This is a genomic window from Leisingera sp. CC-HEC096 (genome assembly GCF_059429235.1).
In genome coordinates, this window is sequence record NZ_JCAIJS010000006.1 from 1 (window position 1) to 17,246 (window position 17,246).

The window sequence follows — 17,246 nt, forward strand, 5'->3', positions numbered from 1 at the left end:
GCGACTCTCCAGCCGCCAATTCCCTTGGCGTTCCAATAAGCACTCTGATGTCCTCCCTTTGCGCTGGCACCGCCTAAGAGACGGGCCGCGTCGATTGAGAGAAAGTATTCGAGTGTTTTACTTAGTAGTCAATATTTTTATCAGGCTATATTTTTAGCAGTTTAAAAACAGCCTTTTAGATAGGCGATTTCAGTCTATGCAGAATTTTTTTTGACTTACAGATAAAAAAATATTTGACAGCCGCGGCCCTCCTTCACAGTCTGAGGAGGACAGGGAGGAATCCATGAACACCCAATTGCTCAGCACAGGCACTGCCTGGGCGGAGGCCGGTGATCTGCGCGCTCTGATGCAGCGCGCCGCCGGGATCCGCGACGCCCACTGGGGCCGCACGGTCACCTATTCGCGCAAGGCCTTCGTGCCCTTGACCAACATGTGCCGCGACACCTGCGGCTACTGCACCTTCGTCAAGAATCCGGATTCGCCGGAAGCCAATATCATGACGCCGGAGCAGGTGCTGGCCACGGCGCAAAAAGGCGAGCGCGAGGGCTGCAAGGAACTCCTCTTCAGCCTCGGCGAGAAGCCGGAGCTGCGCTATGAGAAAGCCCGCAAAGGTCTGGAAAAGCTGGGCTATTCCCGCCTGACCGATTACCTGCGCGACATGTGCGAGCTGGTGCTGGCAGAGACCAGCCTGCTGCCGCATGTGAACGCGGGCACCCTTACCGATGACGAGATCGACGTGCTGCGCCCGGTCTCCGCTTCGATGGGGATGATGCTGGAAACCGTCAGCCGCCGCCTGACCCGCAAGGGCCAGCCGCATTATGCCTGCCCCGACAAGGTGCCGGTGCAGCGGCTGCGCACGCTGGAACGCGCGGGCCAGAAACAGGTGCCCTTTACCACCGGCCTGCTGATCGGGATCGGCGAGACATTTGCCGAGCGCATCGAAGCGCTGCACGCGATCAACGATGCCCACGCCCGCCACGGCCATATCCAGGAAGTGATCATCCAGAACTTCCAACGCAAACCGGACATCGAGATGGCAAACCACCCGGAACCGGCGCTGGAGGACATGCTGCGCACCATCGCGGCGGCGCGCATCATCCTGGCGCCGGAGATCAGCCTGCAGGCACCGCCGAACCTCAGCGCCCGCCATATCGCCTACCTGGAAGCGGGCATCAACGACTGGGGCGGCATCTCGCCGGTGACCATCGACTTCATCAACCCGCAGCACGAATGGCCGGAGATCCGGGCGCTGGCAAGTTCCTGCACCGGGGCCGGGTTCGAACTGCGCGAACGGCTCACCGTCTACCCCCGCTACCTGACCGGGGACAGCGGCTTCATCAACCCCGGCGTGCTGGCCCGTGCGGCCGGCATGGCCCAGGAAAACGGCCTCGCCCGCGACCAGCGCCACATCGGAGAAACAGCATGACCCTTCAGCACCCCGCCGAGAATTTCACCACGGTCCCGGCTGCCGTCGGCGCCGCCTCCGCTCCGGTCCGCGCCATCCTGGAGATGGCGCTGGAGGGCGGCGAGGTGTCTGAGGCTGAGGGCGTCGAGCTGTTCCGCGCCACCGGCGCTGACGCCGAAGCGGTCTATGCCGTGGCGGACACGCTGCGCCGCCGCGCCAATGGCGAGCGCGTTTCCTTTGTGGTGAACCGCAACATCAACTTCACCAACATCTGCTACATGGGCTGCCGGTTCTGCGGCTTTGCCAAGCGCAGCGAGGACAAGGACGCCGAGTGGCTGGAGCCTGAACAGATCGTCGAGCGCGCGCAGCAGGCCTGGGACCGCGGCGCCACCGAGGTCTGCATCCAGGGCGGGCTGCACCCCAAGATGGAAGGCACCTACTACCGGGACATCGTGCGCGCCATCAAGGCGGCGCTGCCGGACATGCATATCCACGCCCTCTCGCCCTTCGAGATCTGGTATGGCGCCTCCAAGACCAAGATGTCCTACCACGACTTCCTGGCGGATCTGAAGGAGGCGGGCCTCGGCTCGATGCCCGGCACCGCGGCGGAGATCCTGGATACCGAAGTGCGGATGCAGCTCACCAAGAACAAGCTGAGCGCCGAGAGATGGGTGGAGATCATCCGCGCCGCGCATGAGGTTGGCATCCCGACGACCGCTACCATCATGTACGGCCATATCGACGGGCCCGAGCATTGGGCCGCGCATATCCGGCTGCTGCGCGACATCCAAAAGGACACCGGCGGCTTTACCGAGCTGGTGCCGCTGTCCTTTGTGCACACGGAATCGCCCCTGTGGTCGCAGAACCCGGATAAGGTGCGCCCCGGCCCCACCGCGCTGGAGGTGGACCTGATGCACGCGGTGTCGCGCATCATGCTGCACGGCTGGATCGACAATATCCAGGTGAGCTGGACCAAGCTGGGCGCGGCGCGGGCGCAAGAGATGCTGTCGCGCGGGGTGAATGACCTCGGCGGCACGCTGATGAACGAAAGCATCTCGCGCGCGGCAGGCTCCGCCCACGGGCAGGAGATCACCGCCCGCGAACTGGCGCAGATCATCCGCGCCGCGGGCCGGGTGCCGGTGCGGCGCAACACCATCTACGAGATCCGCGAGGTCTATGACCGCCACGACCCGGAGGAACTGGCACCGCTGGTCGACCGCAAGGGCCGCGACCCGCTGGCGTTTCTGGAAATGTTCCCCGAACGCGGGCCCAAGCTGGAGGCGGCAGAATGAGCGCGCAAAAGCATAGGGTCACCCTGCTGGCGGGCGGCGTCGGCGGTGCCAAGATGGCCGAGGGCCTGGCGGCATTGCCGGACGTGGAACTGTCGATCATCGGCAACGTGGCGGATGACGATGACTTCCACGGGCTGTGGGTCTCCCCCGATATCGACACCCTGACTTACAGCCTCGCCGATGTGATCGACCGCAACCAAGGCTGGGGCGTGGCGGATGAGGGCTACCGGGCGCTCGCGACGCTGAACAAGCTGGGCGCGGACACCTGGATGTCGCTGGGCGACCGCGACTTTGGCCTGCACATCTACCGCACAATGCGCCGCCTGCGCGGCGACCGGCCCAGCGAGATCGCCCGCGATGTGGCGCGCGCCTTTGGCGTTCAGGCGGACATCCTGCTGCCGACGGATAATAAGGTGCAAACACGGGTGCGCACCGATGCGGGCTGGCTGAGCTTCCAGGAATATTTCGTGCGCGAACGCTGCGCGCCGGAGGTGCGGGCGCTTGAATTTGACGGGCTGGAACAGGCCCGCCCCGCGCCAGAGGCGCTGGCGGCGATCCGGCAGGCGGATCTGATCGTGATTGCCCCGTCCAACCCGCTGGTCAGCATCGCCCCGATACTCGGTGTGCCCGGCATCACCGCGGCGCTTCGGGCAGCGCGCGCACAGAAGATCGCTGTCAGCCCCTTCATCGCCGGCAAGGTGGTCAAGGGCCCGGCCGACCGGATGATGGCCGCGCTTGGCGAACGGGCCGATGCGGCCGGCGTGGCCGCGCGCTACCGAGGGCTGGCGGACACACTGGTGACCGACCACACCGATGCCGGACTGGCGGGCGAAATCCGCGCAATCGGGCTGGCGCCGGTCTGCAGTGATATTCTGATGAAGAACCAGGACGACAAGGCCCGCCTCGCGCGCGAGGTGGTGGACCTGGCCCTCGCCCCCGCTGGCCGGGAGAGCGCGGCATGAGCGCGGCAGCAAACTCCGGCAGGCGGCTGGCGGTGATCCCGATGAAGGACCCGTCCAGGGCAAAAACCCGGCTGGCCACCGCGCTTGCGCCGCAGGAACGCGAAGCGCTGGCCCGCGGCCTGTTCCGCTCCACCATTGCGCGGCTGCAAGAGGCTGTTGCCGTGCTGCCCGAAGGCGCCGCCGATATTGCCGTGGTGTCCAACAGCCCGGTGATTGCGCGCATCGCGCGGCAGGCCGGTCTGATCTGTATCGACGACAAGGACCCCGGCACGCTGTCACTGGCCGTGGAGGCGGCTGCGGATTGGGCCGCTGCCCAAGGGTATGAGGCGCTCTGCGTTCTGCCGGGTGATCTTGCCGACCCGTCCCCGGACGACCTGGCGCAGCTCCTGGCCTTTCCGCTGGACGGTAACAGCACGGTGCTGTGCCCGGCCACCGACCTCGGCACCAACGCGCTTCTGGTGCCGCTGCCCTGCCCGTTTGCCTTTGCTTACGGGCAGAAATCGCTGATCGCCCACCGGCAAGCGGCAGAGACCGCGGGCCTGTGCCCGGTGGTGCTGCCGCTGGACAGCCTGCGTGTCGATGTCGACACGGCCGAGGACCTCAGCTGCCTGCTGGCGCAGGACCCGCAGGCGCTGATGCGGGAGGGCGTGCGATGAGCTTGTCCGTCTCCCTCACCGCCGTGCCCGGCGTGCCGGATATCAGGAACGGCGACGATCTGGGGGCCATCCTGGGCGATTGCCTGGAGCAGGCCGGGCTCGGCCTGCAGGACGGCGATATCCTGTGCATTGCGCAAAAGGTGTTCTCCAAGGCCGAGGATTGCATCATCCCGCTGGCCTCGATCACGCCCTCGGCGGAAGCCATAAAATACGGCGAGGAACTGAACAAGGACCCCCGCAAGGTGGAGATCGTCCTGCGCGAAAGCACCCGCGTGGTGCGCGCCTTCCGCCGCCCGGACCAGAACACCGGCACGATGATCTGCGAGCACCGGCTGGGGTTCATCTCCGCCAACGCCGCGGTGGATGAATCGAATTTCGGCGAGGAAGACGCGGCAATGGTGCTGCCGCGCGATCCCGACGCCAGCTGCAACCGCCTGCGCGAAGCGCTGGCTGCACGGTTCGGGGCGCAGATCGGCGTGGTGATGACCGACACCTTCGGCCGCCCCTGGCGGCTGGGCCAGATCAACGTGGCCATCGGGCTGAGCAAGGTCCCGGCCACCATCCAGGAGCAGGGCAACCTCGACGCCTGGGGGCGGCCGCTGCAAGTGACCGAACCGGCGCTGGCCGATGAAATCTCTGCCGCCTCCGGGCTGGTGGTGCGCAAGAACGGAAAAACACCGGCGGTGCTGCTGCGCGGGCTCGACTGGCAGCCCGCCGACAGCCGCGGCGCCGACATACTCAGGAAAAAACAGGAGGATATGTTCAGATGAAGATCGCAATCATTGGCGGCACCGGACCGCAGGGCCAGGGGCTGGCGCTGCGCTTTGCCCGCGCAGGGATCGCCGTGGCACTGGGCTCGCGCGATGGCGAGCGCAGCGCCGGCATCGCGGCAGACCTGATGGCAAAGCTGCCGGAAGGCGCTGCGCCGATCGAAGGGCTGGACAACGCAGGCGCCACCGCGGCGGCGGACGAAATGGTCATCCTCGCGGTGCCGTTTTCGGCCCATAACGCCACGCTGGAGGCGCTGAAGCCGGGCCTGGCGGGCAAGATCCTGGTCGACATCGTGGTGCCGCTGAAGGAAGGCGACCCCAAGAAAGTAGAGATGCCGCCCGAAGGCTCCGCCACCGAAGCCGCCCAGGCGCTCTTGGGCGACGAAATCCCGGTGATCGGCGCGCTGCACAACGTCTCGGCCACCACGCTGAACAACCTGGATTGGCCGATCAACTGCGACATCCTGGTCTGCGGCAACAGCCTGCCCGCCCGCAAAAAGGTGATCGAGCTGGTCGGAGCGCTGGATGTCCAGGCCTACAACGCCGGCGACGCCGAGGCCGCCCGCTGCATCGAGGCGATCACCCCGATCCTGATCCGCCAGAACATTTCCAAGGCGGTGCCCTTCACCCATGCGGGCATCCGCATCTGGGCCCCCGAACACTAAGATTCCAACAGGGAGAAAACACATGGAATTCGGTATTTGCTTCAAGGGCTTCGTTGAGCCCGAACGCGCCCGCGCGCTGGTCCGCCAGGCGGAAAACGCAGGTTTCACCTACTGCTGGTTCTACGACAGCCACATCCTGTGGCGCGAAAGCTTCGTCGCCATGGCGATGTGCATGGAACACACCAAGAAGATGCGCTTCGGCCCGTTGGTGACCAACCCGAACTCGCGCGAGTGGTCGGTTGCGGCCTCGCTGTTCGGCTCGCTGGCAAAACAGTCCGGCGGCCGTTTCGACATCGGCCTGGGCCGCGGCGACAGCGCCGTGCGCGTGATGGGCAAGAAGCCCTCGACCATCAAGCGGATGGAAGAATTCACCCATGTGGTGAAGTCGCTGATCCGCGGCGAGGAAGTGCAGTACGGCGAATGCCCCGAGCCGGTGAAATTCCCCTGGGCCCAAGGGTATGAGCTGCCGGTCTGGATCGGCGCCTACGGTCCCAAGGCCCTGGCCTCGGCCGGCAAGGTCGGCGATGGTGTCGTCCTTCAGATTGCCGAACCCAAGATCATCAAATGGCTGGCGGATCAGGCCAAGGCCGGCGGCGAAGCCGAAGGCCGCGACATGTCGAACTACCGCGTGATGGCCGCTGCTCCGGCGCATACCGGCCCGATCGAGGAAGGTATCGAGAAGACCAAGTGGTTCCCCGCCATGGTCGGCAACCATGTCGCTGATATCGTTGAGAAATACGGCACCGACGGCGATCACGTCCCGACCAGCCTGACCGACTACATCAAGAACCGCAAGGGCTACGACTACTCCAAGCACGGCCAGAGCGATAACCCGTACCTGGACTTCATCACCGAAGACATCGTCAAGAGCTTCTGCGTGCTGGGCACCCCGGACGAGCATATCGCCAAGATCCGCGATCTCGAAGCGGCCGGCACCACCCAGTTCAACATCTACCTCGACAGCGGTGACGAAGAGAAAATCATCGCCGACTACGCCGAGAAGATCATCCCGGCGTTCCGCTGAACTGCGCCGGGCCCCGGCCCGGAAACGGCACCGTCCGGACAAATCTCCCCGCGGACGGTGCCTATTGGCGGGCGGCTCTTGCTGCCCGCTCCTTTGCCCACGGGGCGGTTCTCCCGCACCAGCACATTGATTTGAACCGGCCCTCTGCGCGCTATCGCTGGCAACAGGCTTTGACTTGTGCCAATAGGACGCCAGATAGACATTTTTATAAGTGGCGGAATTTACATGGCGCGCATGGCAGCTGAAAAGCCGAAGACCCGGATTCAGCGGAAGAAGACCGAACAGATCCTGGCATCCGCGCTCGAGGTTTTTGCCCAGCACGGATCCTCCGGCGCGTCGATCAACCTGATTGCCAAGAACGCCGGGCTGACCACGCCCAACCTGCTCTATTACTTCGAAAGCAAGGACGCGATCCGGCAGGAGCTGCTGGCCCGCACCCTGCAGCTGTGGATGGCGCCGCTGAACATGCTGAGCCCGCATGGCGACCCGATTGACGAAATCTGCCAGTACATCCGCCGCAAGCTGGAAATTTCGCGGAATTTCCCCAAGGAAAGCAAGTTCTTCGCCAATGAGATCCTGAGCGGCCTGCCGCAATCGCGCAGCGAGATCTTCGGCCCGCTGAAAGAGCTCTACAACACCAAGATCACGGTGCTGGAGGACTGGATGCGCGACGGCCGGATTGCGACCGTCGATCCGCATCATCTGCTGTATTCGATCTGGGCCACCACGCAGCACTACGCCGATTTCGACGTGCAGATCGAGGAAATCGCCCCCGCCAAGGCACAGGACCGCTATGCCGAAGCCGAGGTCTTTCTGCTGGAGATGTACCGCAAGCTGCTGACGGTAGAGGCCGGCTGAAGCCCCCTGCCGGCCCCGGCGGTCACGGAATCCGCGCCCGGTCGATGAATTTGCGCAGCGCAAAGCGGGACCGCACCACCCGGATGCCCGGAATGCGCAGCAGTTTGGTCTGCAGGAAGGCCTCGAACTCCTCCAGGCTTTCCACCACGATTTCCAGCAGGAAATCCTGCGCGCCGGTCATCAGCGTTCCGGTCACCACTTCCTCGAACCGTGCAATCTTCTTCTGAAAACTGGCAATTTCGTCCGCGTCCTGGCGTTCCAGTTCCACCGAAACAAAGGCAGTGATGCCAAACCCCGCGACCTTGCGGTCAATGCGGGCGTTGTAGCCGGAAATCAGGCCGCTTTCCTCCAGCCGCTGCAGGCGCCGTTTGCAGGGCGTCTGGGAAAGACCGACTCGGGCCGCCAGCTGCACCAAGGGAATCCGCCCCTCGTCACGCAGCGCGCGAAGTATCTCCCGATCAACCGAATCTGTAGCGAAAACCACCATAAATTTTGTTTTTCCGAGTGTTTTTTCTCTGATTTTCGCTTCACTACCCCCATATTCGTTATTTTTCAACCATGCGGTTTTGCTAAGCTGGGGAGACAGGCACAGCGCAGCGCGCCTGCATGCGCGCGCTGTCTGCAGGCGCTCAGAACAAAGAGGTACCGCATGAGTGATGATTTTCCGCCGCTATCGCTGAACGTGCCGGAACCGGGCTGCCGTCCGGGCGACACGCCTGATTTCTCGGACTTTGAAATCCCGCGCGCCGGTGAAGTCAAACGCCCGCCGGTTGACGTGGATCCCGACTCGATCCGCGACATGGCATTTTCCATCGTCCGGGTTTTGAACAAGGACGGCGAGGCGGTGGGCGACTGGGCCGGCGCAATGAGCGCGGATGAGCTGCGCGAAGGCCTGCGGCACATGCTGACCCTGCGCACGTTTGACGCGCGGATGATGAACGCGCAGCGCCAGGGCAAGACCAGTTTCTACATGCAGCACCTGGGTGAAGAGGCGGTGTCCTGCGCCTTTTCCCGGGCGCTGCGGCCGGGCGACATGAACTTTCCGACCTACCGCCAGGCCGGGCTGCTGATCGCGGGCGGCTATCCGATGCTGACCATGATGAACCAGATCTATTCCAACGCCGACGACCCGCTGCACGGGCGCCAGCTGCCAATTATGTACTCCTCCAAGGAGCACGGTTTCTTCTCAATCTCCGGCAACCTTGGCACCCAGTTCGTGCAATCGGTCGGCTGGGCGATGGCCTCGGCGATTTCCGGCGACACCAAAATCGCCACCGGCTGGATCGGCGACGGCTCCACGGCTGAAAGCGATTTCCACGCCGCCATGGTTTTTGCCTCCACCTACAAGGCGCCGGTGGTCTTGAACATCGTCAACAACCAATGGGCGATCTCGACCTTCCAGGGCATCGCCCGCGGCGGTGTTGGCACCTTTGCCGCCCGCGGCCACGGCTTTGGCATCGCGTCGATCCGGGTGGACGGCAACGACTACCTGGCCGTGCACGCCGTTGCGAAATGGGCCTGCGAGCGGGCGCGGCGCGGGCACGGGCCGACGCTGATCGAACATGTCACCTACCGCGCAGGCGGCCATTCCACCAGCGACGACCCCTCCGCCTACCGCTCCAAGCGCGAGGCCGCGGCCTGGCCGCTGGGCGACCCGATCGAGCGGCTGAAGAAGCACCTCATCACCATCGGCGAATGGAGCGACGAGCGGCACAAGCAGGCCGAAGCGCAAATCCTGGACGAGGTCATCGCCACCCAGAAGCAGGCCGAGGCGATCGGCACATTGGGCGGCGGCAAGACCCCCAGCCCGCGCGACATGTTCGAGGGCGTTTACGAAACCATGCCGCCGCATCTGATCCGGCAGCGCCAGGAGGCGGGGTACTGAGATGGCCAGCATGACCATGATCGAGGCCATCCGCGAGGCCCATGACGTCGCGATGGCGGCAGATGACCGCGTCGTCGTGTTTGGCGAGGATGTGGGGTTTTTCGGCGGCGTCTTCCGCTGTACCGCGGGGTTGCAGCAGAAATACGGGAAATCACGCTGCTTTGACGCGCCGATCAACGAATCCGGCATTGTCGGCACCGCTATCGGCATGGCCGCCTATGGGCTGAAGCCGGTGATCGAGATCCAGTTCGCCGACTACGTTTATCCCGCCTATGACCAGATCGTCTCGGAGGCGGCGCGTCTGCGCCACCGCTCCAACGCCGATTTCACCTGCCCGCTGGTGATCCGCATGCCCACCGGCGGCGGCATCTTCGGCGGCCAGACCCACAGCCAGAGCCCGGAGGCGCTGTTTACGCATGTGTCCGGGTTGAAGGTGGTGGTGCCCTCCAACCCGCGCGACGCCAAGGGGCTGCTGCTGGCCGCCATCGAGGACCCGGATCCGGTGATCTTTCTGGAGCCCAAGCGGCTTTATAACGGGCCGTTTGACGGCTACCACGACCGCCCGGTCACCAGCTGGAAAAACCACCCCAAGGGCGAGGTGCCGGAGGGCGCGGAGATCGTGCCTCTGGGCAAGGCCAGCATCACCCGCGAGGGCGCGGATGTCACCGTTCTGACCTATGGCACCATGGTCTATGTGGCCGAGGCCGCGGCTGAGGCGACCGGCGTCGACGCCGAGGTGATCGACCTGCGCACGCTGCTGCCGCTTGATCTCGAGACAATCCAGGCTTCGGTGGAAAAGACCGGCCGCTGCGTGATCGTGCATGAGGCGACGCGCACTTCCGGCTTCGGTGCCGAACTGATGAGCCTGGTGCAGGAGAACTGCTTCTACCACCTGGAGGCGCCGATCATCCGCGTCACCGGCTGGGACACGCCCTATCCGCATGCGCAGGAATGGGAGTATTTCCCCGGCCCCGCCCGTGTCGGCGAGGCATTGAAAAAAGTGATGGAGGGCTGACCGGATGGGTGTGTTTGCCATGCGTCTTCCCGATGTGGGGGAAGGCATTGCCGAGGCGGAGCTGACGGAGTGGCACGTCAAGCCCGGTGATATCGTGCGCGAGGACGATATTCTGGCGGCAGTGATGACCGACAAGGCCGCGGTTGAGGTGCCCTCGGCGGTCTCCGGCAAAGTGCTGGAACTGGGCGGCGAGATCGGCCAGATGATGGCGATCGGCTCCGTGCTGGTCCGGATCGAGATCGAAGGCGAGGGCAACGAGGCCCCGGGTTCGGCCCAGGAAGCGGCCAAACCCGCCGCCCCGTCGGCGCAGCCCGAGCCGGAAACCGAAACGGATGCGGACGCTGGGGCGAAGGAGCCTCCGGTACCTACTCCCGCACCCGCGCCGGCCGCCAAGAAACCCGGCCATCGCCTGCCGCGGCCCGAAGGCAGCAAACCGCTGGCCGCGCCCTCGGTGCGGGCCCGGGCGCGCTCCGAAGGCGTCGACCTGCGCCATGTCCCCGGCACCGGCCCCGGCGGGCGCATCAGCCACGAGGATCTGGACAGCTGGATCGAATCCGGCGGCATCCGTCAGGGCAGCGTCACCCGCGGCCGCAACACCGGCGTCGAAGAACAGCGCGTCATCGGCATGCGCCGCAAGATCGCCGAGAAGATGGCCCTGTCCAAACGCCACATCCCGCATATCACCATCGTCGAAGAGGTGGAGATGGGCGCGCTGGAGGACTTGCGTGCCGCGCTCAACAAGAAGCATGAGGGCAGCCGCCCCAAGCTGACCCTCCTGCCCTTCCTGATGCGCGCCATCGTCGAGGCGGTGCGCGAACAGCCCGGGCTGAACGCACGTTACGATGACGAGGAAGGCGTGATCTACCGCCACGGCGGCGTCCATATCGGGGTCGCCACGCAAACCCCGCAAGGGCTGAACGTGCCGGTGCTGCACCACGCCGAGGCCAACAGCCTGTGGGACAACGCAGGCGAGTTGGCCCGACTGGCCGACGCCGCCCGCGATGGCTCGATCAAGCGCGAGGAGCTGACCGGCGGCACCATCACCATCACCTCGCTGGGGCCGCTTGGCGCCATTGCCACCACGCCGATCATCAACCACCCGGAGGTGGCGATTGTAGGCGTCAATAAGATGCAGATCCGCCCGGTCTGGGACGGCCAGCAATTCCGGCCGCGCAAGATGATGAACATCTCCTGCTCCTTCGATCACCGGGTGATCGACGGCTGGGACGCGGCGGTCTTCGTGCAGAAACTGAAATCCCTGCTGGAAAATCCGGCCATGCTGTTTGTCGAGGGCTGAATGACTGATCTGAAGTGCAAATTACTGATCATCGGCGCGGGCCCCGGCGGCTATGTCTGCGCCATCCGCGCCGGCCAGCTGGGGGTCGACACCATCGTGGTGGACGAAGCCAACCCCGGCGGCACCTGCCTCAACGTGGGCTGCATCCCCTCCAAGGCGCTGATCCACGCCGCGGACGAGTTCCACAAGATGACCCACGCAGCCGAAGGGCCGCTTGGCATCACGGCGGGCAAGCCGGAAATCGACCTGAGCCAGACGGTCGCCTGGAAGGACGGTATCGTGAAGCGTCTGACCGGCGGTGTGAGCGGCCTGATGCGCAAGGCAGGCGTTCGCGTGGTCGAGGGCCGCGCGCGATTCCTGGATGGCAAGACCGTGGCGGTCAAACGCGGTGACGAGACCACCCAGATCCGCGCCGAACGCATCGTGATCGCCTCCGGCTCCGCCCCGGTCGAGCTGCCCTCGCTGCCCTTCGGCGGCGATATTCTGTCCTCGACCGAGGCGCTGGCGCTGCAACAGGTTCCGGAAACCCTTGCCGTGGTCGGCGCGGGCTATATCGGGCTGGAGCTGGGCACGGCCTTTGCCAAGCTCGGCAGCAAGGTCACCGTGGTGGAGGCCGAAGACCGCATCCTGCCGCTGTATGATCAGGCCCTCACCCGGCCGGTTGCCAAGCGGCTGGACACGCTGGGCATTGAAGTGATGACCGGCGCCAGGGCCGAGGCTTACGCAGATGGCGTTCTGACCACCAGCCAGGGCGAGATCCAGGCAGAGAAAGTCTTGGTCACCGTCGGCCGCCGCCCGCGCACCGAAGGCATCGGCGTTGACGAGCTGGCGCTGACCCTGAACGGCCCCTACATCCGCATCGACAAGACCTGCCAGACCTCGATGCGCGGCATCTACGCCATCGGCGACGTCACCGGTGAGCCGATGCTGGCGCACCGGGCCATGGCCCAGGGCGAGATGGTGGCGGAACACGTCGCGGGCCACGCGGTCGAATGGGACAAGCGCGCGATTCCGGCGGTCTGCTTCACCGACCCCGAGATTGTCACCTGCGGCGCCCTGCCCGGCGAGATCGAGGGCAGCAGCAGCGCCGAGTTCCCCTTTGCCGCCAATGGTCGCGCCATGACGACTGAGCGCGAGGATGGTTTCATCCGCGTTGTCTGGCGCGATGCGGATCAGGCGGTGCTGGGGCTGCAGGCGGTCGGGGCCGGTGTCTCCGAACTGTCGGCGGCGTTTTCGCTCGCCATCGAGATGGGCGCCTGCCTTGAGGACATCGCGGCGACCATTCACGCCCACCCGACCCAGTCGGAAGGCCTTCAGGAGGCCTGCCTGCGTGCGCTGGGTCACGCGCTGCACATCTGAGGCCAGCAGGCCGCCCGGTTCTAATGCGGCTCGGGCGGCCACATAACTTGACAAAAGAACTAAGGTTATTTAAGCGTCCGGGCGCACCCTGACGGGCGCCTTTCAGCGAGACGCTCCGCGCCATTTGCGCGGCACACAGTCCAGCCATCAACGGATCAACATCCCGGCGCAGTTCCTGCCCGCGCCGCAGGCTGGAGTGAATTGTGAAGCTGGCTCTGTTATTTCCAAAGGTACGCGCCCGGCTGGGTGCCTTACTGCTGCTGACCGCAACCGTGTTTGCCCCCGCGGCCAGTGCGGCAGAACCGTTCCCGGCGGTTATCGAACACCGCTATGGCACCACGGTTGTGCCGACCAAGCCGCAGCGCATCGTTTCGCTCAGCTACATCGGCCATGACTTCCTGCTGGCCTTGGGGGAAAAGCCCCACGCGCTGCGCAAGTGGTTCGGTAACCATCCGCATGGCGTTTGGCCCTGGGCGCAGGAGGCTCTGGGAGACGCAGAACCCATCGTCCTGCAAGGGCAAATCGACATCGAGCGGATCGCCGCCCTGGAGCCGGACCTGATCACCGGCCAATGGTCCGGCATGACCGAACGCGAATATGAGCTGCTGTCGCAGATCGCGCCCACCATCCCGCCGAAGGCCGCCTACGGCAGCTACGGCTCGCCCTGGCAGGTCATGCTGCGAACCCTGGGCACGGCAACCGGAAACGCTGCCAAGGCCGACCGGATCATCTCCCGGATCGAGGGCCGTTTTGCCGCCATCCGCGCGGCGCACCCAGAGTGGCAGGGCGCAAGCGCCGTCATGGTCTCGGCCACCCGGACCGGCGCCTATTCCGCAAATGACATCCGCGGCCAGTTCCTGGCCGCCCTGGGGTTCACCGTGCCGGAGGTGGCCAATCCGTTCGCCCCTGCGAACGGCTACTATGCCTTGCTCCCCGATGAGGATCTCTCTCCCATCGACACCGATGCCCTGATCTGGATCGACGCCGGAGGCTCCGCTGCGCGGCTCAAGCGCCTGCCGCTGCGCCATACCCTGCGCGCCTACCGCGAGGGGCGGGAGATCTATGCCGGACGCCTTCTGTCTTCGGCGCTGTCTCACTCGAGCCCCTTGAGCCTGGACGCGGCGCTCGACCAGCTGGTGCCGCTGCTGGAGGCTGCACTGGATGGCGACCCGTCCACACCCGTGTCCAGTATGGCCGAGGCCGGGCTGCTGCCGGAGGGCTTGTGACATGTCCGTTTCATCAATCGACGTTTCCCCGGTCCGCCCCGCCGCCAGCCTGCGCGGCCTGCGGTTTGCTGCCTCCCTGCTGGGGCTGGCGCTCCTGTCGGCGGCTGCGCTGCGCTTTGGCTTCCGGCCCGCCAGCTGGGACATAGTCTGGCGGGCACTGACAGCTTTTGATCCGAACGATGCCAGCCAAATCGTGATCCGCGAAATGCGCCTGCCGCGGCTGGCCGGAGCGCTGCTTGCAGGCGCGGCGCTTGGCTTGTCCGGCGCGCTGATCCAGGGCATGACCCGCAACCCCCTCGCCGATCCGGGCCTGCTGGGCATCAACGGCGGTGCCGCGCTCGGCGTGGTGATCTGCATCCTGGGCTTCGGCATCACCGATCCGGCAGCCTTTGTCTGGGTGGCGCTTGGTGGCGCGCTGGCGGCCTCGGTTGCGGTGTTCCTGCTGGGCGGCGGAAGCCGCGCCAACCCGCTGCGGCTGGTGCTGGCGGGCGCGGCTCTCAGCGCCCTGATCCTTGCTCTCACCCGGTCGCTGCTGCTGGTCAGCTCGCAAACCCTGGATGTTTACCGGTTCTGGGTTCTGGGCGGGTTTGACGGCATTCTGCCGTCCACCCTCTATACGCTGCTGCCCTTCCTGACCCTGGGCGCAGGGCTTGCCGCTGTGGCGGCCGCCGGGCTGAACGCGCTGCTGCTGGGCGAGGACACTGCCAGTGGTCTGGGTGTGCGCACCGGGCTCGCACGGGCCACGGCAGGGACTGCCATTGTGCTTCTGTGCGGTGCCACCGTGGCGATGGCCGGGCCGATCGCCTTTGCCGGGCTGATCGTGCCCCATCTGGCCCGCTGGGCCGCGGGGCCGGACATGCGCTGGACGCTGGCCTTCTCCGCGGTGTTTGGGCCGCTGCTGCTTATCGCGGCCGATCTGACCGGGCGTCTGCCGCTGTTCGGCGGCAACATGCAGGCAGGGGTGATGACCGCGCTGATCGGCGGGCCGGTGCTGATCTGGATGGTCCGCCGAAACGGAGTGCGCAGCCTATGACCTGGACTCTCCGCTTGGCTTCGTTGTCGGTACAGATATCACACCGGTCGCTGCTGGCTGGGCTCTGCCTTCTAGCGTTGCTGCTGGCCGCCGCCCTGCTGGCGGTGCAGACCGGCAACTACCCTATTAGCAGCAGCCAGATGGCCTCGGTGCTGCTCGGCCAGGGCACCAACATCGAGCAGATGATCCTGCTGGATCACAGGCTGCCCCGCATCGCCGCATCGCTTGGTGCCGGCGCAGCATTCGGCCTGGCCGGAGCCATGTTCCAGACGATGATGCGCAATCCGCTCGCCTCGCCGGATGTTATCGGCTTCAACGCCGGCGCAAGCTGCGGCGCGCTGGCGGCGGTGATCCTGACCGGCGGCATGATGCTGCCCGGCGCACTTGCCGGGGCAACACTGGCCGCGTTTGTGGTCATTCTGCTGGCCTGGAAGGACGGGCTGACGCCGGGCCGCCTCATCCTGACCGGCATCGGCGCCAGCCTGGCGCTGACTGCCGCCGCCGACCTGCTGATCAGCCGCATCGACCCGCAAACCGCCTCCGACCTGCTCAGCTGGCTTACCGGTTCGCTGCACAGCCGCAGCTGGGCGGACGCTGCGAGAGTCTGGGCCGGGCTGGCGCTGCTGGCGCCGGTGCTGTGGTGGCTGCATTTCCCGCTGGCCCGGCTGGCAATGGATGACGGCATCGCAACGGGTCTGGGGCTGCCGGTCTCCGGACTGCGGCTGGCGGTTACCGGTGCCGGCATTCTGCTAACCGCGTTTGCAGTGACCGCCGCAGGCCCGCTGCCCTTTGTCGCCTTTGCGGCCGGCCCGATTGCCCGCCGCCTGATCCCCGGCGGCAAGCCCGCGCTGCTGGCCGCCGCCGCGGCCGGCGCCCTGATGACCCTGGCCGCCGACACCGCCGCCCGCCTGGTGCCGGGGGTGCAGCTGCCCGCCGGTGTCTTCACCGCGCTCATCGGCGCCCCGGTGCTGCTGTGGCTGCTGCTGTCGCATTTCCGGAAAGGAACACTCTGATGTCTGACACCGCCCGCCTGCGGGCCGAGGATCTCTCGGCCGGCTATGCCGGCACGCCAGTGCTGGACAGGCTCACGGCCGCCATTCCCGATGGCGAGCTGACCGCAATTGTCGGCCCCAATGCCTGCGGCAAATCCACCCTGCTGCGAACCCTGGCCCGGCTGCAGCCGGCTGGCAGCGGCCAGGCAGTGCTGGACGGCAAGGCGATCCACCGGCAGGGCAGCCGCTCGGTTGCCCGGCGCCTGGCGATCCTGCCGCAAACCCCCTCCGCACCCGACGGGCTGACCGTGCGCGACCTGGTGGCACGCGGCCGCACCCCCTATCAGTCGGCGCTGCGGCAATGGTCGCGGCAGGACGCGGAGGCGGTCGCCCGGGCGCTGGACCTCACCAAAATGACCGGCAACGCGCACAGGCCGCTGGAGGCGCTCTCCGGCGGGCAGCGCCAGCGGGCCTGGATCGCCATGGCACTGGCGCAGGAAACCGGCATCCTGCTGCTGGACGAACCGACCACCTACCTGGACCTGCCGCACCAGATCGAACTTCTGAAGCTGGTGCAACGGCTCAACCGCGAGACCGGCCGCACCGTGGCCATGGTGCTGCACGACATCAACCTGGCCGCCCGTTTTGCCAGCCACATGATCGCGCTCAAGGACGGGCGGGTGTTCTGCCAGGGCGCACCGTCAGAGGTGGTCACGGAAGCCGTCCTGCAATCCGTCTTTGCGCTGCCCTGCCGGATCATCGCCGATCCGGTCCATGGCACCCCGCATGTCATCCCCGAATGAAAGA

Annotated in this window: 17 protein-coding genes; 16 read left to right on the forward strand and 1 reads right to left on the reverse strand. The window is 66.0% G+C overall.

Going from position 1 to position 17,246, the window contains the following annotated elements; genetic code table 11:
* The first annotated feature begins 283 nt into the window (after positions 1-283).
* The 8 genes from cofG (at position 284) to AC5STI_RS20435 (ending at position 7,632) form a co-directional block, all read left to right on the forward strand.
* Positions 284-1,426, forward strand: a complete 1,143-nt coding sequence (gene cofG, locus AC5STI_RS20400; RefSeq protein WP_495448093.1) for a 7,8-didemethyl-8-hydroxy-5-deazariboflavin synthase CofG — start codon at positions 284-286, stop codon at positions 1,424-1,426.
* On the forward strand, positions 1,423-2,697 hold the full coding sequence (gene cofH, locus AC5STI_RS20405; RefSeq protein ID WP_495448094.1) for a 5-amino-6-(D-ribitylamino)uracil--L-tyrosine 4-hydroxyphenyl transferase CofH: 1,275 nt from the start codon (positions 1,423-1,425) through the stop codon (positions 2,695-2,697). Before cofG ends, cofH begins: the two co-directional genes overlap by 4 nt.
* Positions 2,694-3,659 carry a 2-phospho-L-lactate transferase gene (gene cofD / locus AC5STI_RS20410; RefSeq protein WP_495448095.1) on the forward strand — a complete coding sequence of 322 codons (966 nt, stop codon included), beginning with the start codon at positions 2,694-2,696 and terminating at the stop codon, positions 3,657-3,659. The genes cofH and cofD overlap by 4 nt, the downstream gene beginning before the upstream one ends.
* On the forward strand, positions 3,656-4,315 hold the full coding sequence (gene cofC, locus AC5STI_RS20415) for a 2-phospho-L-lactate guanylyltransferase (protein ID WP_495448096.1): 660 nt from the start codon (positions 3,656-3,658) through the stop codon (positions 4,313-4,315). The genes cofD and cofC overlap by 4 nt, the downstream gene beginning before the upstream one ends.
* A complete protein-coding gene (gene cofE, locus AC5STI_RS20420; protein ID WP_495448097.1) occupies positions 4,312-5,085 on the forward strand; it encodes a coenzyme F420-0:L-glutamate ligase in 774 nt (257 codons plus the stop codon). The genes cofC and cofE overlap by 4 nt, the downstream gene beginning before the upstream one ends.
* Positions 5,082-5,750: an NADPH-dependent F420 reductase gene (gene npdG, locus AC5STI_RS20425; RefSeq protein WP_495448098.1), complete on the forward strand. Its 669-nt coding sequence runs from the start codon at positions 5,082-5,084 to the stop codon at positions 5,748-5,750. The genes cofE and npdG overlap by 4 nt, the downstream gene beginning before the upstream one ends.
* A gap of 22 nt (positions 5,751-5,772) precedes the next feature.
* Positions 5,773-6,774 (forward strand): TIGR03842 family LLM class F420-dependent oxidoreductase, encoded by a 1,002-nt coding sequence (locus tag AC5STI_RS20430; protein WP_421055019.1) that lies wholly within the window; start codon positions 5,773-5,775, stop codon positions 6,772-6,774.
* Positions 6,775-6,999: 225 nt separating this feature from the next.
* Entirely contained in the window at positions 7,000-7,632 is a 633-nt protein-coding gene (locus tag AC5STI_RS20435) for a TetR family transcriptional regulator C-terminal domain-containing protein (protein WP_421055018.1), read from the forward strand.
* A 22-nt stretch (positions 7,633-7,654) separates the two neighbouring features.
* Here the strand turns inward: AC5STI_RS20435 and AC5STI_RS20440 are convergent, their stop codons facing one another.
* Entirely contained in the window at positions 7,655-8,119 is a 465-nt protein-coding gene (locus AC5STI_RS20440) for an Lrp/AsnC family transcriptional regulator (protein WP_495448099.1), read from the reverse strand.
* A gap of 162 nt (positions 8,120-8,281) precedes the next feature.
* Here AC5STI_RS20440 and AC5STI_RS20445 point away from each other — a divergent pair, with 162 nt between their 5' ends.
* The 8 genes from AC5STI_RS20445 to AC5STI_RS20480 all read left to right on the forward strand — a co-directional run bounded on the left by AC5STI_RS20445 (position 8,282) and on the right by AC5STI_RS20480 (position 17,242).
* Positions 8,282-9,517, forward strand: a complete 1,236-nt coding sequence (locus AC5STI_RS20445) for a 3-methyl-2-oxobutanoate dehydrogenase (2-methylpropanoyl-transferring) subunit alpha (protein ID WP_495448100.1) — start codon at positions 8,282-8,284, stop codon at positions 9,515-9,517.
* Position 9,518: 1 nt separating this feature from the next.
* Positions 9,519-10,532 carry an alpha-ketoacid dehydrogenase subunit beta gene (locus tag AC5STI_RS20450; RefSeq protein ID WP_495448101.1) on the forward strand — a complete coding sequence of 338 codons (1,014 nt, stop codon included), beginning with the start codon at positions 9,519-9,521 and terminating at the stop codon, positions 10,530-10,532.
* 4 nt (positions 10,533-10,536) lie between these two features.
* Complete coding sequence (locus AC5STI_RS20455) at positions 10,537-11,829, forward strand: dihydrolipoamide acetyltransferase family protein (RefSeq protein WP_495448102.1); 1,293 nt, start codon at positions 10,537-10,539, stop codon at positions 11,827-11,829.
* Positions 11,830-13,188, forward strand: a complete 1,359-nt coding sequence (gene lpdA / locus AC5STI_RS20460) for a dihydrolipoyl dehydrogenase (RefSeq protein WP_495448103.1) — start codon at positions 11,830-11,832, stop codon at positions 13,186-13,188.
* A gap of 203 nt (positions 13,189-13,391) precedes the next feature.
* Positions 13,392-14,414, forward strand: a complete 1,023-nt coding sequence (locus AC5STI_RS20465) for an ABC transporter substrate-binding protein (RefSeq protein ID WP_495448104.1) — start codon at positions 13,392-13,394, stop codon at positions 14,412-14,414.
* Position 14,415: 1 nt separating this feature from the next.
* The gene (locus tag AC5STI_RS20470) at positions 14,416-15,447 is read left to right on the forward strand and encodes a FecCD family ABC transporter permease (RefSeq protein ID WP_495448105.1); all 1,032 of its coding nucleotides are present in this window, start codon (positions 14,416-14,418) and stop codon (positions 15,445-15,447) included.
* Positions 15,444-16,460 (forward strand): FecCD family ABC transporter permease, encoded by a 1,017-nt coding sequence (locus AC5STI_RS20475; RefSeq protein WP_495448106.1) that lies wholly within the window; start codon positions 15,444-15,446, stop codon positions 16,458-16,460. Before AC5STI_RS20470 ends, AC5STI_RS20475 begins: the two co-directional genes overlap by 4 nt.
* Positions 16,460-17,242: an ABC transporter ATP-binding protein gene (locus AC5STI_RS20480; RefSeq protein ID WP_495448107.1), complete on the forward strand. Its 783-nt coding sequence runs from the start codon at positions 16,460-16,462 to the stop codon at positions 17,240-17,242. The genes AC5STI_RS20475 and AC5STI_RS20480 overlap by 1 nt, the downstream gene beginning before the upstream one ends.
* Positions 17,243-17,246: the final 4 nt, after the last annotated feature.